General features: G+C 71.5%; 20 protein-coding genes. 11 read left to right on the top strand and 9 right to left on the bottom strand.

Annotated elements, in window-relative coordinates:
• Positions 1-7: 7 nt before the first annotated feature.
• From FOF48_RS21855 to nhaA, 4 genes are all read right to left on the bottom strand, one after another.
• On the bottom strand, positions 8-1,516 hold the full coding sequence (locus FOF48_RS21855) for a hypothetical protein (protein WP_143904680.1): 1,509 nt from the start codon (positions 1,514-1,516) through the stop codon (positions 8-10).
• Positions 1,513-1,977, bottom strand: a complete 465-nt coding sequence (locus tag FOF48_RS21850; RefSeq protein WP_143904679.1) for a hypothetical protein — start codon at positions 1,975-1,977, stop codon at positions 1,513-1,515. Before FOF48_RS21850 ends, FOF48_RS21855 begins: the two co-directional genes overlap by 4 nt.
• 167 nt (positions 1,978-2,144) lie before the next feature.
• Positions 2,145-3,830 (bottom strand): AarF/ABC1/UbiB kinase family protein, encoded by a 1,686-nt coding sequence (locus FOF48_RS21845; protein ID WP_143904678.1) that lies wholly within the window; start codon positions 3,828-3,830, stop codon positions 2,145-2,147.
• Complete coding sequence (gene nhaA / locus FOF48_RS21840; protein ID WP_186002012.1) at positions 3,827-5,179, bottom strand: Na+/H+ antiporter NhaA; 1,353 nt, start codon at positions 5,177-5,179, stop codon at positions 3,827-3,829. Before nhaA ends, FOF48_RS21845 begins: the two co-directional genes overlap by 4 nt.
• A 151-nt stretch (positions 5,180-5,330) precedes the next feature.
• Between nhaA and mutS the strand changes: the two genes are divergently transcribed.
• The 4 genes from mutS to FOF48_RS21820 all read left to right on the top strand — a co-directional run bounded on the left by mutS (position 5,331) and on the right by FOF48_RS21820 (position 14,535).
• Complete coding sequence (gene mutS / locus FOF48_RS21835) at positions 5,331-8,105, top strand: DNA mismatch repair protein MutS (RefSeq protein WP_143904677.1); 2,775 nt, start codon at positions 5,331-5,333, stop codon at positions 8,103-8,105.
• A 199-nt stretch (positions 8,106-8,304) separates the two neighbouring features.
• Complete coding sequence (locus FOF48_RS21830) at positions 8,305-9,072, top strand: DUF3592 domain-containing protein (protein ID WP_143904676.1); 768 nt, start codon at positions 8,305-8,307, stop codon at positions 9,070-9,072.
• Positions 9,073-9,160: 88 nt separating this feature from the next.
• A complete protein-coding gene (locus tag FOF48_RS21825; RefSeq protein ID WP_143904675.1) occupies positions 9,161-10,966 on the top strand; it encodes an N-acetylmuramoyl-L-alanine amidase in 1,806 nt (601 codons plus the stop codon).
• A 533-nt stretch (positions 10,967-11,499) separates the two neighbouring features.
• The gene (locus FOF48_RS21820; protein ID WP_304503229.1) at positions 11,500-14,535 is read left to right on the top strand and encodes a DEAD/DEAH box helicase; all 3,036 of its coding nucleotides are present in this window, start codon (positions 11,500-11,502) and stop codon (positions 14,533-14,535) included.
• 321 nt (positions 14,536-14,856) lie between these two features.
• On the opposite strand, the gene thiD is transcribed toward FOF48_RS21820, so the two are convergent.
• The 3 genes from thiD to FOF48_RS21805 form a co-directional block, all read right to left on the bottom strand.
• Positions 14,857-15,666 (bottom strand): bifunctional hydroxymethylpyrimidine kinase/phosphomethylpyrimidine kinase, encoded by an 810-nt coding sequence (gene thiD, locus FOF48_RS21815; protein ID WP_143904674.1) that lies wholly within the window; start codon positions 15,664-15,666, stop codon positions 14,857-14,859.
• 97 nt (positions 15,667-15,763) lie between these two features.
• Positions 15,764-16,846: a hypothetical protein gene (locus tag FOF48_RS21810; RefSeq protein ID WP_143904673.1), complete on the bottom strand. Its 1,083-nt coding sequence runs from the start codon at positions 16,844-16,846 to the stop codon at positions 15,764-15,766.
• 120 nt (positions 16,847-16,966) lie between these two features.
• Complete coding sequence (locus FOF48_RS21805; RefSeq protein ID WP_235685719.1) at positions 16,967-17,647, bottom strand: TVP38/TMEM64 family protein; 681 nt, start codon at positions 17,645-17,647, stop codon at positions 16,967-16,969.
• A 370-nt stretch (positions 17,648-18,017) separates the two neighbouring features.
• Here FOF48_RS21805 and FOF48_RS21800 point away from each other — a divergent pair, with 370 nt between their 5' ends.
• From FOF48_RS21800 to FOF48_RS21775, 6 genes are all read left to right on the top strand, one after another.
• Complete coding sequence (locus FOF48_RS21800; protein WP_143904672.1) at positions 18,018-18,464, top strand: general stress protein; 447 nt, start codon at positions 18,018-18,020, stop codon at positions 18,462-18,464.
• 39 nt (positions 18,465-18,503) lie between these two features.
• Positions 18,504-18,839 carry a hypothetical protein gene (locus FOF48_RS21795; protein WP_143904671.1) on the top strand — a complete coding sequence of 112 codons (336 nt, stop codon included), beginning with the start codon at positions 18,504-18,506 and terminating at the stop codon, positions 18,837-18,839.
• Positions 18,840-18,874: 35 nt separating this feature from the next.
• The gene (locus tag FOF48_RS21790) at positions 18,875-20,110 is read left to right on the top strand and encodes a sodium:proton exchanger (protein WP_143904670.1); all 1,236 of its coding nucleotides are present in this window, start codon (positions 18,875-18,877) and stop codon (positions 20,108-20,110) included.
• A complete protein-coding gene (locus FOF48_RS21785; protein WP_143904669.1) occupies positions 20,107-21,405 on the top strand; it encodes a cation:proton antiporter in 1,299 nt (432 codons plus the stop codon). Before FOF48_RS21790 ends, FOF48_RS21785 begins: the two co-directional genes overlap by 4 nt.
• A gap of 46 nt (positions 21,406-21,451) precedes the next feature.
• On the top strand, positions 21,452-22,072 hold the full coding sequence (locus FOF48_RS21780) for an L-threonylcarbamoyladenylate synthase (protein WP_143904668.1): 621 nt from the start codon (positions 21,452-21,454) through the stop codon (positions 22,070-22,072).
• A 74-nt stretch (positions 22,073-22,146) separates the two neighbouring features.
• Positions 22,147-23,082 carry a hypothetical protein gene (locus FOF48_RS21775; RefSeq protein ID WP_255442514.1) on the top strand — a complete coding sequence of 312 codons (936 nt, stop codon included), beginning with the start codon at positions 22,147-22,149 and terminating at the stop codon, positions 23,080-23,082.
• A gap of 30 nt (positions 23,083-23,112) precedes the next feature.
• On the opposite strand, the gene FOF48_RS21770 is transcribed toward FOF48_RS21775, so the two are convergent.
• On the bottom strand, positions 23,113-23,430 hold the full coding sequence (locus FOF48_RS21770; protein WP_143904666.1) for a hypothetical protein: 318 nt from the start codon (positions 23,428-23,430) through the stop codon (positions 23,113-23,115).
• Positions 23,431-23,588: 158 nt separating this feature from the next.
• Between FOF48_RS21770 and xerD the strand changes: the two genes are divergently transcribed.
• The gene (gene xerD, locus FOF48_RS21765) at positions 23,589-24,524 is read left to right on the top strand and encodes a site-specific tyrosine recombinase XerD (RefSeq protein ID WP_143904665.1); all 936 of its coding nucleotides are present in this window, start codon (positions 23,589-23,591) and stop codon (positions 24,522-24,524) included.
• Between the two features lie 115 nt (positions 24,525-24,639).
• Here the strand turns inward: xerD and FOF48_RS21760 are convergent, their stop codons facing one another.
• Positions 24,640-25,827: a DUF4388 domain-containing protein gene (locus FOF48_RS21760; protein ID WP_143904664.1), complete on the bottom strand. Its 1,188-nt coding sequence runs from the start codon at positions 25,825-25,827 to the stop codon at positions 24,640-24,642.
• Positions 25,828-25,953: the final 126 nt, after the last annotated feature.

The raw sequence follows: 25,953 nt of genomic DNA, 5'->3' as shown, positions 1-25,953 counted from the left end.
GGCACGGTCAGTAGCGGAAGCCCAGCTGGAGCGACAGGCCGGGATACTGATCCACCGCGCCACCCGCGACGTAGGGGTCGCCCGGCTCGGGGTTGAACTTGAAGAAGTAGCGGCGCAGGTCCGCCTTCAACCGCACGTCCAGGAAGCGGTTGAGCCGGTACGCCACCATCGCGCTGCCCGTGACGGCGCCCGCCGACATCCGGGGGAACCAGGCGTCCGAGGACAGCTCGCCCGAGTCCAGCGGGTGCAGGTAGCCGAGGCGGAAGTTGAAATCGAGCTTCTCCGTCAGCTCCGCCCTCAAGCCCAACCCCAGGCCCGCGGTCTTGTACTCCACGTTGGGCAGGTCCACCGGACGCTCACCGTCCACCGCGTCCACGCGGAAGGTGTTCATCCCGTAGGTGCCGGTGATCTCGAAGCCGTACCGGTCCCGCGCGCCAAAGGGCACCACGTAGCGCAGCCCCGCCTGCCACTCGCGCGCGACGGTGGGGAACGACACCGCGCCCGTGGAGCCGGTGGACTTCAAGCCGAAGGACTGATCAATCGCGCCGGTGATGCCCAGCCGCGCCAGGGCGCCCGTCTTCAAGCGCGCGAGCGGGTAGACCGTGATGTCACCCGACACCTGCGGCGCGCCCGGCAGCGCGAAGCCGCCCACGTCGGCGCCCAGCGTGTAGGGCCGGAGCACCCCGAACACGTCGTCCTTGTAGCGAAGCGACCGGCCGAAGAGCCGCAGGCCCACCGCGCCCTCCACGAGCGGCGCGGAGTGCAGCTCCTGAGGCGTGGGGGCGCCGTCCTCCGGCGCCTTCGCCTCGTCCGGCTTCGGCGCGGCGGCCACCGGCTTGCGGGAAGGCCCCGTGTCAGGCGTCTTCGGCGTCGTGGCCGACGGCGTCGTGGAGGGCGTCTCCGCGATGGGCGTCGCGGGCTTCACCGACGGCTCCGGCTCCACGGGCTTGGGCGGCGTGGGGGCCACCGCCGCGGTCTCCGGCGCGCGGGACTTCAGCAGGCCGCGCTCCAGGGCGGTCCACTGGCGCTTCACGGCCGCGGGCACCAGCTTCTCCGTCGCGGGGCGGGCCGCCGCGGGCGAGGCCAGCGCCTTGCCGTCCTTGCCGTTGCGCACCGTGATGCGCACCTGCTGCTTCTTCCCCACGGTGGCCGTGTCCGCGACGAGCACGGCGCTCAGGCCCAGCTCGCTCGCCACGGCGGCGGCGCCGGCGGGCTGCGTGGGGTCCTGCCCCAGGCGCGACGCGGCGGCGCGCACCGCGGACTCCGGGACGACTTCGTAGCGGGCCGGGCGGCGGGCCAGCTCCGCCTCCAGCACGTCGCGCGCGGCGTCCGCGTGCGGACCGGAGGCGAGCACCGCCACGCGGCGGGCCTCCGCCACGGTGGAGGCCTTCGACTTCTTCGAAGAGGACTGCGACGTCCGGGCCGTCTTCTTCGGCGCGGCGTGGGCCGCGGGGGCCAGGAGCAGCACCGCGCCGAGGAGGGCGGCGGCCGGGGCGTAGGGGGCGCGCGTCTTCACGGGGAGCTCGGCTTTCCGGCGATGAGCCACTCGGAGATGCACGCGGTGTCCGCCGCGTTCAGCGGATTGCCCTGGGGCATCTGCGCGCCGCAGCCGGGCGACGCGGAGAGCTTCTTCAGGAAGAAGGACTGGGAGGGGTTGGCGCTGTCCGCCAGCGGCGCCGCGTTGCACGACGCGGTGGTGGTGTAGAGCCGCCCCGGCAACCCGGCCGCCTGGAGGTCCAGGTTCGCGCCGATGTTCTTCGTCTCAGTGGAGTGACACGCGAAGCACTGCGCCTGGATGAGGCTCGTGGCGGTGGTGCCGGGCGCGCAGGAGGAGGTCCCTCCGGTGAAGCGCTCGGGATCATCGAGCCCGCCAGCACAGCCGGCGGTGGTGGCGAGGAGCGCGGCCGCGAACAACGTGGCCAGCGGGGCGCGGTACGGACGACGGGCGGCGGATGGGTTCGCGAACAATTCGAGCACGGGGGCTAGAGGGGAGAACGGGAAGCCCCGCAGCCTAGCCGGGCCGCGCGCGACTGTGCACCCCTCAACGGATGGGTTCTTGCTCTCGTGACATGCGCCCCCTGGCCTGTCTGCCCATGGGTGGGCCGGTGTCACACCCACCACGTCGTCGGGCACGGCGGCCCGGGCTACCGGCGCTTCTTCAGGAAGCGGCTGACGCTGACCTTCCCGAAGCGCCCCCCAAACAGGTACCAGGTGAGCACCGCGCCGAAGAGCGCCGCCGACAGCGCGATGCCCACGATGCCCAGCACCGGGACGTTGCCGTACATGGGCGGCCGGGGCGCGAAGGCGATGAAGGCGCCCACGATGAAGCCGCAGGCGCACAGGCCCAGGAAGGCGATGACGGCCACGCTGCGCAGGTTCTCGTTGAGCTTGTCGAACTGCTCCGCGCGCACCGTGACGCTGAACTTGCCCGTCTCCAGGTCCAGGAGGATCTGCGACAGCTGCGTGGGCAGATCCTGCGCCATGGATTGGAAGCGCAGGAGCGTGCGCATCAGCCCGCCCTGGAGTTGGGTGGGATCGTACCTGCCCGCCATCAGCTCCTTCGCGTAGGGCAGCGCGACCTCGATGATGTTCAGCTCCGGGTAGAGGCCGCGCAGCATGCCCTCCGTGGAGATGGAGGCGCGCGACAGCAGCGCGTACTCCTTGGGGATGCGGATGCGGTACTTCACGGCCAGGTCCAGCAGGTCGCGCAGCAGCGTGCGGGCGTCCACCTGCCCCAGCGTGGTGGGCAGGTGCTGGCCCAGGATGGACTCGATGTCGTTGCGGAAGCCCATCAGGTTGGCGCGCGCGTCCGGCACGCCCACCCGGTAGAGGATGCGCGCCACGGAGTCGCTGTCCTTGAGCGCCACCGCGAGGCACAGCATCACCAGGGTCTCCTGCATGGGGCGCGTGAGCCGGCCCACGACGCCGAAGTCCAGGAGCGCCAGCCGGTTGTCCTCCAAGAGGAGCAGGTTCCCCGGGTGGGGGTCGCCGTGGAAGAGGCCGTCGTCGAAGAGCTGGCGGAAGCTGGCCTCCAGGATGTTCTGGGCCACCTGCTTGCGGTCCGCCTCCGCCAGGGCGGCGGGGTTGATCTTCTCCCCCCGGATGAACTCCATCGTGAGCACGGTGCGGCTGGAGAGCGACGCGTGCACGCGCGGAATCTTGAGGTACGGGCGGTCCTTGTGGTTCTCCAGGAACGCCCGGATGTTGGTGGCCTCGTTGAGGAAGTCCAGCTCCTCGTGGATGGCCCGGTCGAACTCGTCCACGATGCCGGAGGGCGTGTAGATGCCCGTCTCCTCCACCACGGCCTCCAGCAGGCGCGCGAGCGAGCGCAGCACGCCCAGGTCCGCGTCGATGCGCTGGGCGATGCCGGGCCGCTGCACCTTGATGACGACCTCCTCGCCGTCCAGCGTCACCGCGCGGTGCACCTGCGCGATGGACGCGGCGGCGAGCGGCTCCGGGTCCACCTGCGCGAACAGCTCCTGGACGTCCTTGCCCAGCGCCTCGCGGATCTGCGCCTGGACCTCCTCCAGCGGGATGGCCTCCACGTGGTCCTGGAGCGTGGCCAGCTCGTCCACGAACTCCGCGGGCAGCAGGTCCGCGCGGGTGGAGAGCACCTGCCCCAGCTTGATGAAGGTGGGGCCCAGCTCCGCCAGGAAGAGGCGGAAGCGGCGGGCGGTGGACGCGCGCCGGGCCTCCTCTGAAACCTCCACCTTCTCCTTGCGGCCGCCGAGCATGCGCCACACGCCCGCGCGCTCGGCCACCTCGCCGAAGCCGTGGCGGGCGGCGATGAGGGTGATCTGCCGGATGCGGTTGAGGTCCTGGAGGTTCATGACGGAGCGGACACCGCCGGCTGGAGCGGACGGGCCACGTAGCGCAATAGCACGTAGCCCACCACGGCGGAGAGCAGCGAGCCCGTCAGGATGCCCAGCTTCGCCTCCGCCAGCAGGGACGGCTGTCCGGCGAAGGCCAGTCCGCCCACGAAGAGGGCCACCGTGAAGCCGATGCCGGCCACCACCGACACGCCGTGCAGCTGCGCGAGGCTCGCCCCGGCGGGCAGCGGGGACACGCCCGCCTTCACCGCCGCCCAGGTGAACAGGAAGATGCCCACCTGCTTGCCCACGAAGAGGCCGGTGATGATGCCCAGCGGCAGGGGCTTGAGCAGGTCGGACGGCGACATGCCGGACACGTCCACGCCGGAGTTGGCCAGCGCGAACAGCGGCACGATGCCGTACGCCACGTAGCCGTGCCACAGGTGCACGAAGCGGTTGAGCGGCGGCTCGATGTCCTCCAGCGCCTCCTCGATGTGGAGCAGCTGCGCGGCGCGCTCACCCTCGTCGTCCGGCTGGGACACGAGCCCGCGGATGTACTCCGCCAGCTCCTCCAGCACCTCGCGCCCCGGCCGGGTGGGCAGCGCCGGGATGGCGAGGCCCAGCACCACGCCGGACAGCGTGGCGTGGATGCCGCCGTGGTGCATGGCGTACCAGAGCCCCAGCCCCACCAGCGCGTACGCCAGCCCGTTGCGCACGTAGAAGCGGTTGAGCCCCCAGAGGACCGCCGCCAGCCCCGCGGCGACCGCCAGCCATTCGACGTGGAGGCCGGTGCCATAGAACAGCGCGATGACCAGGATGCCGCCGATGTCGTCGAAGATGGCGAGCGCGGTGAGGAACACCACCAGCCCATGACCCACGCGGGCCTTCACCAGCGTGAGGCAGCCAATGGCGAACGCGATGTCGGTGGCCATGGGGATGGCCCAGCCCCCTTGCGCGGGCGTGCCGTGGGTGAAGGCCACGTAGAGCAGGGCGGGCACCACCATGCCCCCCAGCGCGGCGATGAGGGGCAGGAGCGCGCGGGAGAAGGTGCGCAGCTCCCCCGAGGACAGCTCGCGCTTGATCTCCATCCCCACGAGGAAGAAGAAGAGCGTCATCAGGCCGTCGTTGATGAACTCGCGGAAGGTGAAGTGCCCGCCGTGGCCCACGATCTCCAGGCGCAGGGGCGCGTCGAACACCGCGGCGTAGGTGGCCCCCCAGGGGGAGTTGGCCCACGCGAGCGCGGCCACCGCGCACAGGGCCAGCAGGATGCCGCTGCTGGCCTCCAGCCGGAAGAAGGCCTGCACCGGCGCGAGCGCGACCTTGAACAGGGCGGGGACGGGAGGACGGTTCATGTTGGAGGAGGTCGCCATGTCGGCGGGCAGCCTGCCGGGGGCCGGGGGGGCTGCAAACCGTTTTCGGAAAGGGCCCTGCCGAAATGTCGGACAGCGGTGGTAGGCATACGCGGTGGGTAGGGGCACCGGTTCGTTGATCCGGCTGGAAGCCCATGCGAGAAGGTCGGGGATGTCGGTGACGCAGCAGACGAAGACAGGCAAGGCAGCGGCGGTGGTGCTGCCCGAGGAAGAGACGACGCCGGACGTCGGGACGGGTGAGGCGCCCGCGGGTGCGCGGGAGATCGCCTCCCTGACGCCGATGATGCGCCAGTACCTGGAGGTGAAGGCGCTCCATCCGGACACGGTGCTCTTCTTCCGGTTGGGTGACTTCTACGAGATGTTCTTCGAGGACGCGGTGAAGGCCTCGGAGCTCCTGCAGATCACCCTGACGGCGAGGGCCAAGGGCTCGGACAAGATCCCGATGTGCGGGGTGCCGTACCACTCGTCGCGCCGGTACATCGCGAAGCTGGTGGAGCACGGCCTGAAGGTGGCCATCTGCGAGCAGGTGACGGAGCCGGGCGCGGGGCCGGGCATCGTGCAGCGCGAGGTGACGCGGGTCATCACGCCCGGCATGGTGCTGGACGACGAGGTGCTGGAGCCGCAGGCCAGCAACTTCCTGGCGGCCGTGTGCTGGAGCGAGGCGGGCTTCGGCGCGGCGCTGCTGGAGGCGTCCACCGGCGAGTTCTACACCTTCGAGGCGCAGGGGCTGTCGGAGCTGGTGGAGGGCCTGTCGCGCGTGGAGCCGCGGGAGCTGCTGGTGCCGCAGGGCCAGCGCGACGCGCCGGAGGTGGTGCAGGTGTGCCAGCGGCTGTCGCGCGCGCCGGCGGTGGCGGAGAGCGAGGGCGCGGCCTTCGAGCACACCCGGGCGTCCGCCTTCCTGCGCTCGCACTTCAACGTGCAGTCGCTGTCCGCGTTCGGATTGGACGGCTCGCCGCTGGCCACCGGGGCGGCGGGGGCGGCGCTGCGCTACCTGAAGGACACGCAGAAGACGGCGGCGGCGCACGTGGACCGGCTGTCGCGTCAGGAGCGCACGGGCTGCCTGGTGATGGACGAGTCCTCGCGGGGCAACCTGGAGGTGCTCAAGAGCCTGCGCGACGGCGGCCGGAAGGGCTCGCTGCTGGGCGTGTTGGACCGCACCGCCACCGGCCTGGGCGCGCGCAAGCTGGCGCGCTGGCTGTCCGCGCCGCTGTACTCGCTGCCGGAGATCCACGCGCGGCTGGACGCGGTGGAGGAGCTGTCCGGCAAGAGCGTGTACCGCGAGGAGCTGGTGGCCACGCTCAAGGAGGTGGGCGACCTGGAGCGGCTGTGCGGCCGGCTGTCGCTGGGCGCGGGCAACGCGAGGGACCTGCGCGCGCTGGGGCTGTCCCTGGCGCAGCTGCCGAGGCTGGGCGCGGCGCTCGCGCGGTGCGACGCGGCGCTGCTCCAGTCGCTGTCCGGGCCGCTGGGCGCGCTGCCGGACCTGGCGGACCTGCTGATGCGGGCGGTGACGGACGAGCCGCCGGTGGTCATCCGCGAGGGCGGCTTCATCCGGCCGGGCTTCCACGCGGAGCTGGACGACCTGGTGGCGCTGTCCACGACCGGCAAGGACTACCTGCTCAAGCTGGAGCAGCGGGAGAAGGACCGCACGGGAATCGGGTCGCTGAAGATCCGCTACAACAAGGTCTTCGGGTACTACCTGGAGGTGACGAAGGCGAACCTGCACGCGGTGCCCAAGGACTACATCCGCAAGCAGACGACGGTGGGCGCGGAGCGCTTCGTCACGGAGGAGCTGAAGGAGTACGAGGAGAAGGTGCTCACGGCGGAGGAGCGCCGCGTGGTGCTGGAGCTCCAGCTCTTCGAGGAGCTGCGGGCGAAGGTCATCGCGGCGGCGCCGGGCATCCGCTCCGCGGCGGAGGCGGTGGCCACGGCGGACGCGCTGGTGTCCTTCGCGCGGTGCGCGGCGGAGTACGGCTACACGCGGCCCCAGGTGGACGCGAGCGAGGGGCTGAGCATCACCGGCGGCCGGCACCCGGTGGTGGAGCGGATGCTGGGCGCGGGTGACTCGTTCGTGCCCAACGACGTGCGCCTGGATCCCGAGGACGCGCAGCTGCTGGTCATCACCGGCCCGAACATGGCGGGCAAGAGCACGGTGATGCGGCAGGTGGCGCTGACGGCGCTGATGGCGCAGGCGGGCTCGTTCGTGCCGGCGAAGGCGGCGCGCATCGGCCTGTGCGACCGGATCTTCACGCGCGTGGGCGCGGCGGACAACCTGGCGCGCGGGCAGTCCACGTTCATGGTGGAGATGACGGAGACCAGCCACATCCTCCACCACGCCACGCGCAAGAGCCTGGTCATCCTGGATGAGATTGGCCGTGGCACGTCCACGTTCGACGGCCTCTCCATCGCGTGGGCGGTGGCGGAGCACATCCACGACAAGGTGGGCGCGCGGTCGCTCTTCGCCACGCACTACCACGAGCTGGTGGACCTGGCGCGCGAGCGGCCCCGGGTGAAGAACCTGTGCGTCGCGGTGAAGGAGCAGGGCGGCAAGGTCATCTTCCTGCGCAAGCTGGTGCCCGGCGGGGCCAGCCGCTCCTACGGCATCGAGGTCGCGAAGCTGGCCGGCCTGCCGCCGGAGGTGGTGTCGCGGGCCCGCGAGCTGCTCCAGAACCTGGAGTCGGGCGAGCTGGACGACGCGGGCCGTCCCCGGGTGGCGGTGCGCTCCACCAAGCGCGCGCCCTCGAACGCGGGGCAGCTGGGGTTGTTCGGGGCCGCGCCGCCGCAGGCTCCGGTGGCCGCCGCCCCCGCGACACCTCCCGCGCACGCGGAGGTCCTTGAAGCATTGAGAAATGCTTCCATTGATCGCATGACGCCGCTGGATGCGCTCAACCTGCTGGCGAAGTTGAAGCAGGAGCTGAGCTCTTCCTGAATACACATTGAGTCCGCCCTGCCCGTGAGACGAGAGCCATGGGGCCCTGGACGCGGCGAAGCGCCCCAAGCTGGAGGTGTCGTCCTCGCCGGAGTCCACGCCCGGGAGCGTGGCCTTCGCTTCGTGGCCTCCGCTTCGTGGGGACGGCGGGGCGCGAATGAAGCGCGCGTCGCGGGGGTGAAGTAGGCTTCATGCCCGCATGCAGCTCGCCATCCCCCATGCCCCTCGCCGCGTCCGCCTCGCCCAGGTTCCGGGGGCGATGGCGCGGCTCGCGCGAGGGGTGCTGTTGGGCCTGGCGGTGATGGCGCTGCTGGGCCTGGGCGCGGGCTTCGTGGGGCGCTACTTCGTGGAGGAGCAGCGCTTCGCGGCCCGCGCGGAGCTGGTGGAGGCGCTGGTGGACCGCAGCCACCTGCCGCCTCCGAACGCGCCCGAGGACGCCGACGGCACGCTGGACGTGCTCTACACGTTCGCGGACGTGGAGCACTCGGTGGCGGGGGTGCGCACGCACCTGGACACCGCGGCGTCCCTGGGGCACGGCGAGCGGGTGATGCTGCTGGTGGATCCGTCGCAGCCGGGGCGCCCCCGCGAGGCGGCCCACGCGAGGGCCCGGGCGGCCCGGGTGGGGTGGCTGCCCTGGGGCCTGGGCCTGGGCGCGCTGGTGGCGCTGGCCGGCTTCGCCTGGGAGGTCCGGCGGCTGTGGCGCCGGGAGGTGGTCCCGCTGCGGCTGGGCGCGCTGGTGTGGCTCACGCCGGACGACGGGTTCCTGCCGGAAGGGAAGGGCGAGGCGGAGTTCCCCGGGCACTTCTTCCGCCAGGACGTGAAAATCGGGGTGCGGGCGCGCTGCCGCCCCCAGCGGGCCCCCGTGCGCAACGGCGGCAAGGTGCTGGCGGCGGTGGTGCCGAGCGAGCCGGGCTGGTGCCGCGTCATCGACGAGGAGCTGGCGCGGAAGCTGGGCTGGGTGCGCTGAAGGACGTCCGGGTGGGGCTGAAAAGTTGCCGGCCCCCGGGGGCCGTGTGACACACGCCTGTAGCTAGCTGCAACGTCCGGAGGCTTTCATGCGCGTACGCTTCTCCCACTTCGTGCTGCCCGTGCTGCTGCTCACGGCCTCGAGCGCCGTCGGAGCCAGCAAGCGCGACGAAGCGGAGGAGGCGTACCAGCAGGCCCGCCGCGCGTACTACGCGCTGAAGGACGACTCGGCCCGCCGCAAGCTGCGCCACCACTGGCTCAACGTGGTGCACCGCTTCGAGTCCGTGGCCAGCCGCTTCCCGAAGAGCGACCGCGCGCCGGACGCGCTCTTCACCGCGGGCGACCTGCTCCAGGAGCTGAGCCGCATCTCCTTCGTGGAGGAGGACCTTCAGTCGGCCATCACGGACTACTCGAAGCTGGTGGAGGCCCACCCGAAGCACCGGCTCGCGGACGACGCGGCGCTGGCGCTGGCGCGCATCCACGTCAACCGCCTGGACAAGCCGGAAGCCGCCCGGAAGGTCCTCACCGAGTCGCTGTCCACCAACCCCAAGGGCGACCAGAACAAGGAGATCAAGGCGCTCCTGGCCTCGCTGCCCCCGGCCACCCGGCCGACCCCGGCCAAGCCCACGGTGAAGCCGCTGCCCCCCGTGGTGAAGGGCTCCGCGGACACCGCCGTCGCGGAGGCCACGCCACAGGACCGCTCCGCCCTGGTGGAGGCCATCACCAAGCTCGCGCGCGAGCCGTCCCCGGTGCTGCCGCGCCTGGATCCGAGCGCCCCTGCCTCCGGTCCAGGCCACACCAAGGACGCGGCCCCGGTCATCAAGGACGCGCCCACCGTCGCCGACCGGGCCCTGGACGCGAAGGATTCCGCGAAGGGCGCGGGCGACACGAAGCACACCGAGTCCGTGGCCTCCTCCCGCGGCACCCCGCCGGCGGTGAAGCCGGAGGCCCCGGCCGTGGCCGCGAAGCCGTCCGCTCCGGCGGTGGACAGCACCCCGGTGGCGACGGCGTCCCGGAGCGAGCCGAAGCCGGCCGAGCCGGAGGTCGCGGTGTCGAAGCCGCCGCGCGCGGTGGCCGTGGCGCCCATGCCAGAGGCCCCGCGCCCGGTGACGGCGCCCGTGGACGCGCAGGTGGCGCAGGCCCGGCTCAAGGCGGTGGCGAAGCAGACGCGCAACGCGGAGCTGACGCTGGCGGAGCAGCTGGGGTTGAAGGTGCGGCGCGTGGTCATCGACCCGGGCCACGGCGGCCACGACTCGGGCGCGGTGGGCAAGGCGGGGACGATGGAGAAGGACGTAGCGCTGGCCATCTCCAAGAAGGTCGCGGACGGGCTGCGGGAGAAGGGCCTGGAGGTGGTGCTCACCCGCGACGACGACACGTTCATCCGCCTGGAGGAGCGCGCGAAGCTGGCCAACGAGGCGCACGGCGACCTGTTCATCTCGGTGCATTGCAACTCGGCGGCGACGCAGAAGCTGCGCGGCATCGAGACGTATACGCTCAACACGTCCGCGGACCGCTACTCCATCCGTCTGGCCGCGCGGGAGAACGCGTCGTCCGAGAAGGGCATCAGCGACCTCCAGTTCATCCTGGCGGACCTGGCCACCAAGGCGAACACGGAGGAGTCGTCGCGGCTGGCGAACGCCGTGCAGCACAGCCTGGTGTCGGGCCTGTCGGGCCAGTACGACGGCATCAAGGACCTGGGCCACAAGGAAGCGCTGTTCTACGTGCTGCTGGGCGCGAAGATGCCGGCCATCCTGGTGGAGACGTCCTTCCTGTCGCACGCGGAGGACGAGAAGCGCCTGGCGTCCGAGCGCTTCCAGGACGAGGTGGCGAAAAACATCGTGCTGGGAGTGGAAGAGTTCCTCGGTGATCGCCGCCGCGTCGCCAAGGTAGATTGACGACCCCGTCGTCGCCATGGCCGAGCAGTCCCCGCAGGATCCCAACACGCCCCCGTTCCAGACGGAGGCGGCCTTGCGCGCGTGGCTCCAGGCGGAAGGCCTGGAGCACCTGGCGCGGCTGAGCCTGGCGCTGCTCACCCCTCGAGTGGAGGCCGCGTACCTGCCGCAGGTGCGCGCCGTCATCTCCCGCCGCCGGCTGGTGGAGCTGCTGGCCCAGGACACGCTCGACCGCTGGACCGCGGAGGTGCTGCCCACGCCGCGCATGCGGGACCTGCTGCCCAAGCTCGCCTGGCGCTACGCGGAGGACGAGCGGCAGGGCGCCATCGAGGCGCGGGCCTCCATCAACGACCGGCTCGTGCCCCCCGCCGAGGCGCGCACCCACGTCGTCCACGGGATGTTGATGGCGTGGCGCTCCCGGGTGCCCGCGGGGGTGGCGCCCCGTCCGGCGCGCGCGCTGTCGCTGGAGGCGCTGGTGGAGGAGCCGGACCTGCCGGGCTTTCCGCCTCAAGGAGACGCGCATCTCCGAGCTGCCGGTGTCCCCGCCGGGCAGCGGCTTCATCCTGCCGGACGCGCGGCTGACGTTCAGCCCCTCGGCGGTGACGGTGGACTGCACGTGCGGCGCGACGGTCTGCGTGCACCAGTTGGCGGCGGTGGACACCACGCTCGTCTGGCTGCGGCAGCGCTGGACGGAGGCGTTCGGCGAGACGCTGGAGGAGCTGGTGCGGCCGCCGTGGGCGCGCACGCTGCGCGCGCTGGAGCGGGCGGTGGAGGAGAGCCCGGGCGGGACGGGGGGCGTGGAGATCTCCTGGCGCCTGGACGTCATCGAAGGCTACGGCGTGGAGGTCGCGCCCTACGTGCACCGGCGCACGAAGAAGGGCCAGCGCACGACGGGCGCGAAGGTCGGCCGGCGCAAGCTGTTGCAGGAGTACGGCTCGCAGCTTGGCGCGGCGGACGCGCGCATCGCCGCGCTGCTGACGGACTCCGTGGCCCCGGCTTCGCGCGCGCTGCTGTTCGAGCTCATCGACCATCCGCGCCTCTCCCTGGAGGGCACACAGGACCTGCCCGTGCGCGTCGAGCGCGAGAAGGTGGGGTTGGTCGCCGAGGACCGGGGCGGCACGGTGATGGTGAACGCGGGCGTGGACGGCACCGCGCTGCCGCCGTCCCTGCTGGAGCGCGTGCGCAAGTCGAAGCCGGAGGAGGCCGTGTTCCTCTGGGACGAGGGCGCGAACGTGCTCACCGTGCTGGACATCAGCCCGGAGATGCGCGCGCTCGCCACGGTGCTCCACCGGCACGGCAACGTGTTTCCTCCGGAGAGCCACGGCGCGCTCCTGGAGCAGCTCTCGCGGTTCTCGCTGCGCCTGCCGGTGGCCATGCCCCGCAGCGTGATGGGCGAGTCCGTGCTCCCCCAGCAGCTCCCGGTGCTGCGGCTGGAGGGGCAGCCCGGGGGCGAGGTGCGGCTGGAGCTGCGCCTGCGCCCGCTGCCGGACGGCCCCGCGTTCCTGCCAGGCGAGGGCCCTCGCGACGTGTACGTGCGGCGCGACGCGCGCTCCTTCCACGCCGTGCGCGACTTCGGGCGCGAGCTGACGGCGGCCGCCGCGCTCCAGGCCCGGCTGCCCCTGCACACCGCGGAGCCCCAGGAGCTGCCGTTCTGCTTCCAGTTCCACAGCGCGCAGGGAGGGCTCGCGGTGCTGGCCGCGTGCGCGGAGCTGGAGCCTCGACCCGAGCTGGAGTGGGTGGGCACCTCCATGCGGCTGGTGCCGCGCAGGGGCGCGCACGACCTGAAGGTCATCCTCCAGCGCAAGCGCGACTGGTTCGGCGTGCTGGGCGGCCTGTCGGTGGAGGGCGAGCGCGTGGAGCTGGCGCGGCTCCTGGACGCGGCCCGGCGCAAGGAGCGCTTCGTCCAGGTGGATGCGCACACGTGGGTGGAGATCGAAGCGGCGCTCCGCGAGCACCTGGAGCGGCTGTCGGATCACACCCATGCATCGCGCCACGGACTGGAGGTGGGCCCCGCGGCGGCGGAGGCCCTGGCGGGGCTGGGCGCCGCGGGCGCGGAGATCGACGCGGACGCGTCCTGGAAGTCGCTGGTCGAGCGCATCTTCGCGGCGAAGGAGCTGAAGCCCCGGGTGCCCGCGACGCTCAAGACGGAGCTGCGCGACTACCAGTTGGAGGGCTTCCGCTGGCTCACGCGGCTGGCGTCGTGGAGCGCGGGCGGGGTGCTCGCGGACGACATGGGCCTGGGCAAGACGGTGCAGGCGCTGGCGGTGCTCCTGGAGCGCGCGAAGCTGGGACCCGCGCTGGTGCTGGCGCCCACGTCGGTGGCCTTCAACTGGAGGGACGAGGCGAAGCGCTTCGCGCCGTCGCTCAAGGTGACGTTGTTCTCCGAAGCGGAGGACCGGGGGCTCACGCTGGAGCGCCTGGGGCCCCGGGACGTGCTGGTGATCAGCTACGGCCTGCTGGTGCGGGACATCGAACGGCTGTCCGCCCTGCGCTTCTCCACGCTCGTCTTCGACGAAGCCCAGACGCTGAAGAACGCCGTCACGCAGCGCTTCCGCGCGGCGCGGGCGCTCCAGGGGGACTTCCGGTTCGCGCTGTCCGGCACGCCCCTGGAGAACCACCTGGGTGAGCTGTGGGCGCTCTTCGCCGTCGTCTTCCCGGGGCTGCTGGGAAGCCTGGAGGCGTTCCGCGCGCGCTTCGCCGCGCCCATCGAGAAGCAGGTGGACCCGACCGCCGCGCCCGCGCTGGCCCGGGTCCTCCAGCCGTTCCTCTTGCGCCGCACGAAGGCCCAGGTGGAGGCCCAGCTCCCGCCGCGCACGGACGTGCATGTGCCCGTCGTGCTGTCCCCGCAGGAGTGGACGCTCTACGAGGACGCGCGCCTGGCGGCCCTGTCCGACCTGGAGACGCGCAGGGAGAAGATGAAGGACCAGGAGCGGCGCATCGAGCTGCTGGCGGCGCTGACGCGGCTGCGGCTGCTCGCGTCGCATCCCCGCCTGTACGACGCGGCGTCGAAGCTGGAGTCCTCCAAGCTGGAGCGCTTCATGGAGCTCATCCAGGAGCTGCGCGAGGAGGGCCACCGTGCACTGGTGTTCAGCCAGTTCACGTCCCACCTCGCGCTGGTGCGCGAGGTGCTGGATGCGCAGGGCATCGCCTACGAATACCTGGATGGGCAGACGCCCGCGGGGGCCCGGGCCGAGCGCGTGCGCGCCTTCCAGGAGGGAGACGCGCCCCTGTTCCTGATTTCACTCAAGGCGGGCGGCTTCGGCCTCAACCTGACGGCCGCCACCAGCGTCATCCACCTGGACCCCTGGTGGAATCCGGCCGTGGAGGACCAGGCGTCCGACCGCGCCCACCGCATCGGCCAGCAGCGCCCCGTCACGGTGTACCGGCTGGTGGCGAAGGGCACCATCGAGGAGCAGATGCTCTCGCTCCATGAGCACAAGCGGGCCCTCGTGGCGGGCGTGCTGGAGGGGAAGGACGCCGCGGCGCGCCTCTCCACCCAGGAGCTGCTGGGCCTGCTCGCGCAGCGGCTGCCGGGCATCGGCGGCCTGGATTCCGACGCTCAAAAGCACTGAACAGTCTTTCCGTGGTTTTTTCACGGGGCTTTCGCGCACCTGAACCGACACTGAACAAACATTGAGGCAGTTTCGCGCCAGCCCAGACTGAACAATCGAACAGTCCGGGTGTTCTGATCGGCCATGCCCACATGAAAGAGTGAGCAGGTGCGCGGATGAATGAGTTCAACCGCTCACACTCGCGACCCAGAACATGGGATGCCCACATGCTCAAGAGAGCAGTAGGTCATCCAACACCCCCATGAATACACAGAAGGGCGTGAAACAAACAAATACATGTAAACAAATAAGACAGACATGAAATTGATTCAATGTCTGTCTTTATCCCTGGAGGAGCGGAAAGAAGTGCCCGATGGGCCCATTCCCGCGCCCCACCGCGAGCGGGTAGCGCAGCGCCGAGGTGACGTACTCCTTGGCCAGCCGCACGGCCTCCAGGGGCGCCGTTCCCAGCGCGAGCCGAGCGGCGATCGCCGCAGACAGCGTGCACCCCGTGCCATGGGTGTTGGGCGTCTCCACGGGTTCGACCGAGAGCGTCTCCATCCGCGCCCCGTCGAACCACACGTCGGTGCCGCGCAGCGCGCCCGCCATGCCGCCGCCCTTGACGAGCACGGCGCGGGGACCCAGTGCGTGGATGCGCCGTGCCGCCTCGCGCATGTCCTCCAGCGTCTCGATGTCCATGCCCGCGAGCAGCCGCGCCTCATGGCGGTTGGGCGTGAGGATCGCCGCCATGGGCAGCATGCGCCCTCGCAGCGCTTCCACGGCCGCGTCGTCGATGAGCCGCGATCCCGCGCGCGACACCATGACGGGATCCACCACGAGGGGGCCCATCGCCACCCGCGCCAGCTGATCCGCCACGGCTTCGATGAGCGCGCGGTGGGCCAGCATGCCCACCTTGACCGCGTCCACGCGCATGTCCGCGGCGACCGCGTCCACCTGCGCGGTGACGGACTCCGGGGGCAGCAGGTCCACACGAGACACGCCGCGCGTGTTCTGCGCGGTGATGGCCGTCACGGCGCTGGTGCCGTGGACGCGGTGGAAGGAGAAGGTGCGGAGGTCCGCCTGGATGCCCGCGCCACCACCGCTGTCGGAGCCTGCGATGGTGAGGGCGGTAGCGACAGGGAAGGGCGTCATGGGCGGCGCATCCTAGACGACGCCTCACCCGCCCGTCCCCCGACGCGAAGTACGCGCGCGTCCAGGGGACACCGGGTCGTCGACCCGAGCGAGGGACCTAGAAGTGGTTCTGCCGGGCCTGATCAAAATCCACGCGGTGCTTTAGATAGAGCGTGTCCAGCATGTGATTGCTGATGGGGTTCAGGTTGCCGTCGGTGAAGCGGTGGACCACCGCGCCCTTGCCCGCGTCCTTGAGGAAGGCCAGCGGATCCACGTCGCCGCCCAGGCCGGTGAGCGTGGGCACGGGGTCCGCGTTGTTGACGTAGTGCACGTACTGCGGACCGTCCGGGTACTTCGTGGACGCGGCGCCGAAGGTCTCCACCTGCAGGTGGCTCATCTTGGCCTCGACCTGCGCGGCGGACAGCCCGTCCTCCACCCGCAGCCGCTTCGCCACGTCATTGAGCGCGCGCGCGGTGATCAGGCCCCCCTGGCTGTAGCCCACCAGATGCACGTCACGGCCGGCCTTCAGCTCCGAGTAGAGCGTGTCCGCCAGCGTGTCCACGGCGGGGTTCTTGCCCTTGTCCAGCTTGTCCGTGATGCACTGGCCCAGATCCTTCACCAGGCCTTCCGTGGCGTTGTGGATGCCCACCACCTTCGCGCCGGAGCTGTCCGCCAGCGCCTGCATCTCCTTCAGCTGGCCGTCCGTCGGCGTCATGATGCCGTTGACGTAGAGCAGCGTCTTGTCCGGGTTCGGGTTGTTCTTCGGCGTGACGCCCGGCACGTCGCCCAGCTTCGTCGACGCCGGCAACGTCTTGCCGCCCGCGCCCACGAACATGCCGTCCTGCGCGCGGTCCGGCTTGGGGCCGCCGAAGAGGCTGGTCACCTCCCGCACCGTGGTGGCGTTGAAGACGTCCAGGCCCATCTCGATGAAGCGCGGGATGTCCTGGATGCCCCCCACCGCGGCGTCGATGATGCCGCCCAGCAGGCCCTTGTTGGCCGCCCCGGCCTGCTCGGATGCCGCGCCCGTCAGCCGGGCCGTGGCCCCCGGCGACACGGCGTTCTGCCGCGTCGGCGCCTGCTCGAAGGAGGACTTCTGGAAGGCCGGCACGTGCGCCACGGGCTTCTTCGCCAGCGGCTCCGCGGAGGGCTTCGCGGTGGACGGCGGCACGGCGAGGGAACGGGTGCGGTCGATCGTGCTCATGGGGGAAACCTCCAACCACCGGGGGACGTAGGCTCAGGTAGGTTATCCGCGCCTTGCCCGGGAAGTTGCGTTTCACCGCATCAAATGGCCCAGGCCCCACGGCGGGGGGGAGGAGGACCTTCAAACGGGAAGGGGCCGGTCCTCCACGTCCCGCGCGTCCGCCGACGGAACGGTCCGCTCCGCGGGCGCGTCGCTGATCTCCTTGTAGAACCGGCGGCCAAAGACGACCCCCAGGATCAGCGACACGAGCATGCCCGCCGCGGACACGGCGGTCATCACCGTGCGTCCCTGCGCGAGCCCACTGCCGAACTGCGCGGTGAGGAAGGTGCCTGGAATGGTGCCAAGCACCACGCCCAGCACGGACGGCCAGAAGCGCGCGCCGCTCGCCGCGCCCGCGATCAACATGATGTCCGTGGGGCACAAGGGATTGAGGCAGGCGAGGAACGTGAACTGGAAGTCGTGCCGCCGCGCCGCCTTCGCGATCGCCGGGTACTTGCTGCCCGTCAGCCGCTGCATGGGCCGCGTGCCCAGCTTCCGCGCCACGAAGTAGAGCAGGGTGGCGGACAGGAAGCTGCCTGTTAGTGAATAGAGGGTGGCGGCCAGCGTTCCGAACATCATCCCCCCCACCGCCGTGACGACCTGGCCTGGCAGCAGCGACAGGGGCCGGATCGCCAGGAAGGCCACATATGCCACGGGGGCGTAGTCCCCCAGTGGGAGCAGCAGCTCCCGGATGGTGCGCTGATCGATGAAGTCCGGCCCCAGGAGCCGGAGCATCACCAGACCGCCAATGGAGACGAGCATCGGCGCGAGGATCCGCAGCCATGTCGCCAGTCCGCTCCTGCCGCCACTCGCCACCGCAGCCTCCCCCAGGCGCGCCAGACCGATGTGTCAGGCGTTGCGCACAAGGTGGGAACCGAGCAGGGAATCGGCAACGTGACATGAATTGTTGTGAACACCGAGAGCGTCCTGCCGGGCAATCACCCGTCCTGTCCGGATGCCCAGCAGGCCCGACAAGCGCGCGAAATCCTTGGGGATTATGCATGCAATGTCTGGAGAGAACGGCTGGCGGTGTACGGAGCTTGCTTGCATCGGGGCGCTTCCGTCCCAAGGTTTCAGGCAAGGGACACCCAGGCGCGGACGGGGTTGGGCAGTCACGAGAGGAGACACGGACATGTCGGACAAGGACAACAAGGGCAGCATGACGGTCGCGGAGGCGGGTCGTAAGGGCGGGGAGACCGTCCGCAACGAGCGGGGCCGCGAGTTCTACGAGACCATTGGCCGCAAGGGCGGCGCCACCGTGAAGGCCGAGCGCGGACGCTCCTTCTACGAGGAGATCGGCCGCAAGGGCGGCGAGACCGTGAAGGCCGAGCGCGGCGCCAAGTTCTACGAGGAGATCGGCAAGAAGGGTGGCGACCGCGTCAAGGCCACCCGAGGACCGAACTTCTATGAGGAGATCGGCCGCAAGGGCGGGCAGAAGGTCAAGAAGCTGATCGAGGAGGGCAAGCGCGCTGCCCGCGCCGCCGCGGAGCTCCAGTCGGGGACGGCTCCCGCCCCGGAGGGCACCGCCGCGCCGGCCGCCGCCCCGGACGAGCCCGCCCAGCCGGGCAACAACGAGTAACGGGGGACAGGACGCGCGGTCTTCCGGTATGACGGCCGCGTGTACCTGGTCCTCACGTTCCTCGAGCAGGTGGAAACAACCGAGCGGGCGATCCGCCGGCTCCGGGAGTTCGGCATCCCGGAACCGCTGGTCATCCGGGCGCGCAGCGCCGCCGCGGCCCTGTCCGCGGAGGTCCCGGTGTTCGCCGGTCTGCGCAGTCTGGCCCTGGGCGCGGATGAAGATCGCATCGTGCTCGTGAGCGTGCTGCCCGCGCTCCCACAGGAGGAGCTGGAGCGCATGATCCAGCGCGTCCAGCTGGAGATGGACGCGGACGACCCTCCGATGGGTCGGCTGGTGGCCCTGCCCGTGATCGCGGCGCCCACGCACCGGCGTTGATGACGCGCGGGGGCGGGCGGGTGTAAGCACTCATCGTGCAAGCGCTGCTCGTCTTCCTCATCGTCGCGGCGTTGTCGCTGCTCGCGTCCAGCCGTTCGCTGCTGGACCCGGCGCGCTTCCCCGCGCTGGCGCAGCTGGCGGCCAGCGGCCTGCTGTTCCTCATCTTCGGCGTGCTCCTGGGGCCCTCCGGCCTGGGGGTGCTCACCGCCCGCAACCTGGACTCCCTCCGGCCGCTGATCGCGCTGGGGCTGGGGACGGGGGGCGTGCTGCTGGGCCTCAACCTGGAGCCGCGGCTCTTGCGGCTGTTGCCAAGGCCCGTGTACGCGGCGGCGCTCGCGCACGCGGGCACGGCGTTCCTCTTCGTGGCGCTGCCGCTGTTGGTGCCGCTGATGCTGTCCAGCGGCCTGCGCCCCCTGATGGCGGTGAGCGCGGCGGCGCTCCTGGGCGCGGCGGCGAGCCTGTCGTCGGGGCACTTCGCGGTGCTGGGCTACCGCAACGGGCGGCTGGAGCGCGCGCGCGGCCTGGGCGTCGCGCTGCTCACCATGATGGACGACGCGGTGGGCCTGGGCGTGCTGGCGCTGGGGCTGGTGCTGGGCGCCACCGGCAACGCGGCGCAGGGCCTGGGCCTGCTGGGGCTGGCGCTGCTCCTGGGCGTGGCGTGCGGGGCGCTGCTCGCGTTCCTCACGCGCTCGCTCAAGGACCCCGCGGAGCAGACCACGGTGACGCTGGGCATGGTGGCGCTGGTGGGCGGCGCGGCGGCGTACCTGCGGCTGTCGGCGCTGCTGGCCGGGGTGGCCTGCGGGGCGACGCTGGCGCTGATGGGCGGCCGCACGGTGGAGCGCGTGGCCCGGGCGCTGGCGCGGGTGGAGCGGCCCACGTACCTGGTCCTGGTGTTCATGGTGGGCTGCAGCATTCACGCGCGCGACCTGTCGGCGTGGGCGCTCCTGCCCGCGTTCGTGGGCCTGCGCTTCCTGGGCAAGGTGCTGGGAGGCCGGGTGGCGCAGCGGCTCACGCAGGGCGTGCTCGACCTGCCGCCGCGCTTCGGCTACGCGCTCATCTCCCAGGGCGGCCTGGCCCTGTGCCTGGTGGCGGAGTACGTGCTGCTGGTGCCGGGCTCCATGTCGCAGCGGGTGCTGGACGTGGTGGCGGTGGGCGCGGTCGTCAACGAGATGCTCGCGCACGGGGCGTTCCGGCAGGTGCTGGCCGCGGAGCCCCCGCCCCCCCCGACCCAGGCGGAGCCCCCCGCCGGTGACGCGGGGGTGGCGGCATGAAGGGGTCCGTCTTCAGGTTGCTCCTGCTGATGGCCCTGCTCGCGGCCATCACCCAGGCCCAGGCGGTGCGCGCGGACGCGGGCACGCCCGTGCTGCTGGCGGCGGGCGCGCTGCTGCTGTGCGGCCTGTTCGCGGGCAAGGTGGCCAAGGGCATGGGCCTGCCGCGCCTCACCGGCTACATCCTGGTGGGCGTGGCGGTGGGGCCCTACGCGCTGGGCTTCATCCCCGGCGCGGGCGTGAAGGGGTTGGAGCTGGTGAAGGGGCTGGCGGTGAGCCTCATCGCGCTCGTCGCGGGCACGGAGCTGCACCTGGGGCTCATCCGCCGGGTGGGCGCGCGCGTGGCGCTGCTCTGCGCGGCGGTGTGCGGGGTAACGTTCGCGGTGTGCTTCGGGGCGACGTTCGCGCTCAAGCCGGTGCTGCCGTTCCTCGCGCCCATGACGGTGCCCCAGGCGCTGGCGGTGAGCGCGCTCCTGTCCACGGTGGTGGTGTCGTTCTCCCCCACGGTGACCATCGCCATCGTGCAGGAGACGTCCGCGCGGGGGCCCTTCACGGAGTTCCTGATGGCGCTGGTCATCATCGGGGACCTGTTCGTGATGGTGGCCTTCGGCCTGGCGGCGGGCATCACCCGGGCGACTTTTGGAAACGGCCTGGACCTGCCCGCGCTGGTGGGCGGGGTGGGGTGGGAGCTGTTCGGTTCGGTGGGGGTGGGGTGCCTGCTGGCGGTGGCGATGCTCCTGTACATGCGGGGCGTCAACCGCGAGCTGCCGCTGTTCCTCGTGGGCCTGTCGTTCGCCGCGGCGGAGGGCGGCGCGCGGCTGCACCTGTCGCCGCTGCTGGTGTCGCTGGCGGCGGGGGCGCTCATCGCCAACCTGGACGAGCGCGAGGGCCGCCGCATCCACCAGGCCATCAACCAGGCGGGCCTGCCGGTGTTCGCGCTCTTCTTCGCGGCGGCGGGGGCCGGGCTGAAGCTGGATGCGCTGGTGACGGTGGGGCCGGCGGCGCTGCTGCTCGTGGTGCTGCGCGGACTGGCCATCTGGGCCGCGTGCCGCAGGTTCGCCCCCGCGGACGACCCGCGCCTCAAGCGCTACCTGTGGATGGGGCTCATCTCCCAGGCGGGCGTGACGTTCGGGCTGGCGGCGCTGGTGTCGCGCACCTTCCCGTCGTTCGGGCCCCAGGTGGAGGTGCTCATCGTCGCGATGATCACCGCGCACGAGTTGGTGGGGCCGGTGCTGACCCGGCGCGCGCTGATGGGCAGTGGCGAAATCCGTGCGGAGGAGGCAGGCGGCGGCGCATAGTGCAGGGACGCGCCACCCGCGCGCCTTCCAGGAGTTCCCTTCCATCATGCCCGCCGCCGTCGCCCCCATCCTCGAGGTGGACGTGGATCATCCGTCGCCGCGCCATGTCGCGCGGGCGGTGGAGGTGCTGGAGAAGGGCGGCCTCATCGCCTACCCCACGGACACGTACTACGGACTTGGCTGTGATTTGAATGCAAAGAAGGCGATTGAACGCCTGTACCAGCTGAAGGGCCGCGACAAGAAGAAGCCCCTGTCGCTGCTCTGCCCGGACCTGTCGGACGTCGCCCGCTACGCGCACGTGAGCAACTTCGCCTACCGCGCGATGAAGGGCCTCACCCCCGGGGCCTTCACCTTCATCCTGGAGGCCACCCGCCTGGTGCCGGAGGTGATGATGACCAAGCAGAAGCAGGTGGGACTCCGCGTGCCGGACGCCGCCCTGCCTCGCGAGCTGGCGAAAGCGCTCGGCCGCCCGCTCATCACCACCTCCGCCACACATACCGACGGTACGGTTTTGTCAGACGCCCGGGACATCAAGACGGCGTTGGGGCACGGGCTGGAACTCATCCTTGACGGTGGCGTGACCCTGAACGAGCCGTCCACGGTGATTTCACTGATAGGCGATACGCTTGAAATCCTGAGGCAAGGCAAGGGTAGTCTGGAGTCCTGAAATCCATTCCAGAGGGGGAAGTCTTGGCTGAGGAGGACTGTCCATCAACGCCAGTCGTTGATTTACCGGAGCGAGTGCCGGGAGCGCTCGCGCTGCTGGGCTTGCTGGTGCTCCGGCCGATTGATTTGCATTACCGCCTGCGTGAGGCGGGCATCCGTTCGCCCGCGGGCCGCATCGGGCAGTTGTGGCGCGAGCAGGCGGAAGGGGGCCGCGCGGCGGGGGCCTTCGTGCGGCGGATGTTGTGGCTGCTGGTGGTGCTGTCGCCGGGCCTCACGGTGGTCGCGGGGCTGGGGCTTCGCGTGCTGGGCGTGCCGATGCGGGGCCTCTGGATCATCTCCGCGGCGCTGTGCACCACGGTGGGGCTGGTGGTGGCGCTGGTGTCGGGGCTCGCGTCGGGGGTGATGCTGGGGTCGCTGGCGAGCGTGTCGATGCTCGCGGGGCTGCACGCGACGGCGGGCGGCGCCTTTGGGCCGGAGTCCGGGGGCTCCGCGGCGATGGTGGTGGGCATCTGCCTGGGCATCGTGTCGGGCCTGTCCGCGGGGAGCATCGGGGGGCTCGCGAGCGGGCGGGGGCCGTCCGTGCGCAACGTGCAGGTGGCGGCGATCGCGACGAGCCTGGTGCCCATGCTGGTGTGGAGCGGCGCCTCGTCGGTGTCCTTCGCGGGCGCGGTGGCCGCGAGCGCGCTGGTGGCCTTCCTGGCGTGCGCCTTCCGGCTGCCGTTCTACGCGCTGGAGGTGCTGGCGCAGGCCATGGCGTACGCGGTGGAGCGCTTCACGGGGCGGCCCACGCTGCGCTGGGTGCCGGTGCGGCACCACAACCTGAGCTACCTGCCGCACCCGTTCCTGGGGCGCCACCTGGCGCTGGCGGTGCGTTCGCGGCCCGCGGAGGTGCTGGCGGTGGCGGACGCGTGCCTGCGCTCGCCGGGCAACATCCTGGTGGGCTGGCCGTGGGTGGTGGAGGCGCTGGAGCGCGCGCACGCGCAGGAGGCCGCCGCCGAACCCCACGCTTGAGCGACGTGGGGACGGCGTGACGGGGCGACTTCAGAGCTTCTCGACCTGGGTGATGACCTTCACGCCAATGTCATTGGGCGCGTAGGTGACGCGCACGGAGTCGCCGGACTTGAGGCCCTCCAGGGTCTTCTTGAGCTGCGGCTTCGACGTGTCGACCACGTAGGTCAGCGGAGGGGCCGCCGCGGTGGCGCCCTCCAACTGGATGCTGGCGCCGGTGATGCTCCTCACCTTGCCCTCCCGGGTCTTCGCGGCCGTCGTCGCGGGGGCGGCTGGCTGGGCCAGGGACGTGGTGCCCACGCTGCCCAGCGTCAGCACCGCCATCCACATCCAGGTCCGTGCGTGCGTCATCGCTGCTCCTTGGTTCAGGGAAGGGCAGAGGCTGGCCGCGCTTCCGGCCGAAGGCAACGGCGTGCTGGGTGGGATGGGCTTCCCCCGCCAGCCGGTCGTGGTGGACTCCACCGCCAGGGAGTTGCCCTGGGGGGCGTCTTCGCTACCCTCCAGGGACCATGGAAGGACTGCTCGACGCGTTCATCGCCTTCATCCGCGCGGAGCGGGGCCTGTCCGGCAAGACGGTGGACGCCTACGCGGCGGACCTCACCGTGTACTTCGCGGACCTGCGCGCGCGCGGACGGGAGGACGCGGCCCGCGTCACCCAGGAGGACGTGCTCGCGCACCTGGTCAGCCTGGGCAAGCAGGGCCTGGGCCGCCGCAGCCAGGCCCGGCACCTGGCGGCCATCCGCGTCTTCCACCGGTTCCTCGTCGCGGAGCGGCTGGCGGACAAGGACCCCACGGAGGACGTGGACACCCCGAAGTCGCCCCGCAAGCTGCCCGTGTTCCTGACGCTGGAGGAGGTGGAGCAGCTGCTCGCCGCGCCGGATCCGCGCACCGTCACCGGCCTGCGCGACAAGGCGATGCTGGAGGTGCTCTACGCCACCGGCCTGCGCGTGACGGAGCTGTGCACGCTGGAGCTCAACAACGTGCAGCTCACGTCGGGCTACCTCGTCACCAAGGGCAAGGGCTCCAAGGAGCGCATCGTCCCCCTGGGCCGCGTGGCGATCGAGCAGGTCCAGGCGTATCTGTCGCTGTCGCGGCCGGAGATGCTGGGCAAGCGCGAGGCGAAGGCGCTGTTCGTCACGCCGCGCGGTGAGGGCTTCACCCGGCAGGGCTTCTGGAAGCTGCTCAAGCGCTACGCGCTGAAGGCCGGCATCTTGAAGCCTTTGTCACCGCACAAGCTGCGGCATTCGTTCGCGACGCACCTGGTGGAGCGGGGCGCGGATCTGCGCGCGGTGCAGCAGATGCTGGGCCACGCGGACCTGGCGACCACGCAGATCTACACGCACGTCAACAGCGCCCGGCTGCGCAAGGTCTACGACGAGTTCCACCCGCGCAGCGACGCCTTCAAGCCGAAGCCTCCGGCGAGGAAGCGCCCTTCCGCCTCGTGACGTTCGGGGGAGGGGGTCCGCCCGCGGGTCTGGCGCTCGGGCCGGGTGCGCCGCGCGATCAACTCCCTCTGTCTGGCATTGGAGTCCCGGCCGCGGGAGCGCCGGGCCCCGGAGCTCAGCTCCCGCCCAGGTCCCCCAGGTTCAAACCATACGGATCCGTGGTGGTGCGCCGGGGCGAGGGCTCCGGAGTCCCCTCGGCCATGGGGGCCACGCGAATGAGTCCGGCCGCCCTCAGCCGGTCCACCGACCGCGACGCGGCCAGCTCGCCCATCGCCGCCGTGCGCAGCGCCTGACGGATGCTCCGGCTGCCCCGCAGCTTCGAGTACAGGTACAGGTCGTCCGCCGTCAGGTCCGGCGGGGCAGGGCGGGGGATGGGTTCGAACACCAGCCGCCCGTCCAACGCGAACAGCGCGTCGCTCAACGCCAGCGTCAACCCCACCTCCGCCTCGCGGTACAGCGCGTGCGCCTCCGGCACCGGCCCGCGCTCCAGCACCTGCGCCGCCAGCGCCACCGCCAGGTCGTACTTGCGCGAGGAGAGGAACGCGCGCACCAGCGCCAACAGCTCGGTGAACTCCGTGGACTCGCCCACCGTGGGGCCCGTCGAACGGTGCGGCGCCAGCGCGCCCCTCCGGTACAGGTGGAGCACCCAGCGCGCGGCGAACAGGGGCGTCTCCTTCGCGCTCGCGAGCAGCTCGCCCAGCGTGGCGCCCCCCGTGGCCAGGTCCAGGAGCACGTCCTCCTCCTCGGAGAAGGTCTCCACCGCGAACTCGCGGAACACGCGGAACGTCATGTCCAGCCGGGGGAAGATCTCCCGGAACAGGGACCACTCGCGCAGCCGCGCCACCGCGTCCCGGTGCAGCGTGCCCAGGGGCAGCCGGAGCCCGACCGCCCGGCCCGGCAACGGCAGCCCCAACGTGAACTCCACCGCGCCCGACTCCCAGGCGTAGCAGTCGAAGAGCGCCTCGCGCGCCTTGTGCTCCATCGCCTCGGTCAGCTCGTGCAGCGCCACGAAGCAGCGCTGCACCAGGAACGTGCCATAGGGCAGGTTCGCGCCCTCCGCCGCCTCGAACGCCGCCGCCGCCCGGGGCGCGTCCAGGATGCGCAGGTTCACCAGCACCTGCGCCAGGTGCTCGCGCGGATCCGTGGAGGCCACTCCCACCAGGTGCCCGTCCCGCAGGTAGAACTCCCGGCGCACCGCGCCCCGCTCCACCCGCAGCGTCCCCTCCACCCCCGGCGCCGTGAACAGCGCGGGCATCACCAACTGGAGCCGGTAGCTGGCCAGGTTTCCCGTGAACGCTTCCATCCGTTGGCGCCCTCCAAGGCAGGCCACGTGCTGCGTCGCCCACCAGGGTACCGTCGGACCTGAGCCCCCTCAACCCCCCGGAACTGCTGGGCTTTTCCTGTCCGGGCGAAATGTTCCAGGCAGGCC

The organism is Corallococcus sp. Z5C101001, from assembly GCF_007352635.1.
In the GTDB taxonomy this organism is placed as follows: Bacteria; Myxococcota; Myxococcia; order Myxococcales; family Myxococcaceae; genus Corallococcus; species Corallococcus silvisoli.
This window is presented reverse-complemented; position numbering and strand designations above follow the sequence as displayed.

Coding starts and splice junctions, on each gene's coding strand:
- xerD (WP_143904665.1), top strand. CDS start 23,589: ATGGAAGGACTGCTCGACGCGTTCATCGCCTTCATCCGCGCGGAGCGG.
- FOF48_RS21760 (WP_143904664.1), bottom strand. CDS start 25,827: ATGGAAGCGTTCACGGGAAACCTGGCCAGCTACCGGCTCCAGTTGGTG.
- mutS (WP_143904677.1), top strand. CDS start 5,331: ATGTCGGTGACGCAGCAGACGAAGACAGGCAAGGCAGCGGCGGTGGTG.
- FOF48_RS21825 (WP_143904675.1), top strand. CDS start 9,161: ATGCGCGTACGCTTCTCCCACTTCGTGCTGCCCGTGCTGCTGCTCACG.
- FOF48_RS21785 (WP_143904669.1), top strand. CDS start 20,107: ATGAAGGGGTCCGTCTTCAGGTTGCTCCTGCTGATGGCCCTGCTCGCG.
- FOF48_RS21800 (WP_143904672.1), top strand. CDS start 18,018: ATGTCGGACAAGGACAACAAGGGCAGCATGACGGTCGCGGAGGCGGGT.
- FOF48_RS21780 (WP_143904668.1), top strand. CDS start 21,452: ATGCCCGCCGCCGTCGCCCCCATCCTCGAGGTGGACGTGGATCATCCG.
- FOF48_RS21845 (WP_143904678.1), bottom strand. CDS start 3,830: ATGAACCTCCAGGACCTCAACCGCATCCGGCAGATCACCCTCATCGCC.
- FOF48_RS21805 (WP_235685719.1), bottom strand. CDS start 17,647: ATGCTCGTCTCCATTGGCGGTCTGGTGATGCTCCGGCTCCTGGGGCCG.
- FOF48_RS21810 (WP_143904673.1), bottom strand. CDS start 16,846: ATGAGCACGATCGACCGCACCCGTTCCCTCGCCGTGCCGCCGTCCACC.
- FOF48_RS21770 (WP_143904666.1), bottom strand. CDS start 23,430: ATGACGCACGCACGGACCTGGATGTGGATGGCGGTGCTGACGCTGGGC.
- FOF48_RS21830 (WP_143904676.1), top strand. CDS start 8,305: ATGCAGCTCGCCATCCCCCATGCCCCTCGCCGCGTCCGCCTCGCCCAG.
- thiD (WP_143904674.1), bottom strand. CDS start 15,666: ATGACGCCCTTCCCTGTCGCTACCGCCCTCACCATCGCAGGCTCCGAC.
- nhaA (WP_186002012.1), bottom strand. CDS start 5,179: ATGGCGACCTCCTCCAACATGAACCGTCCTCCCGTCCCCGCCCTGTTC.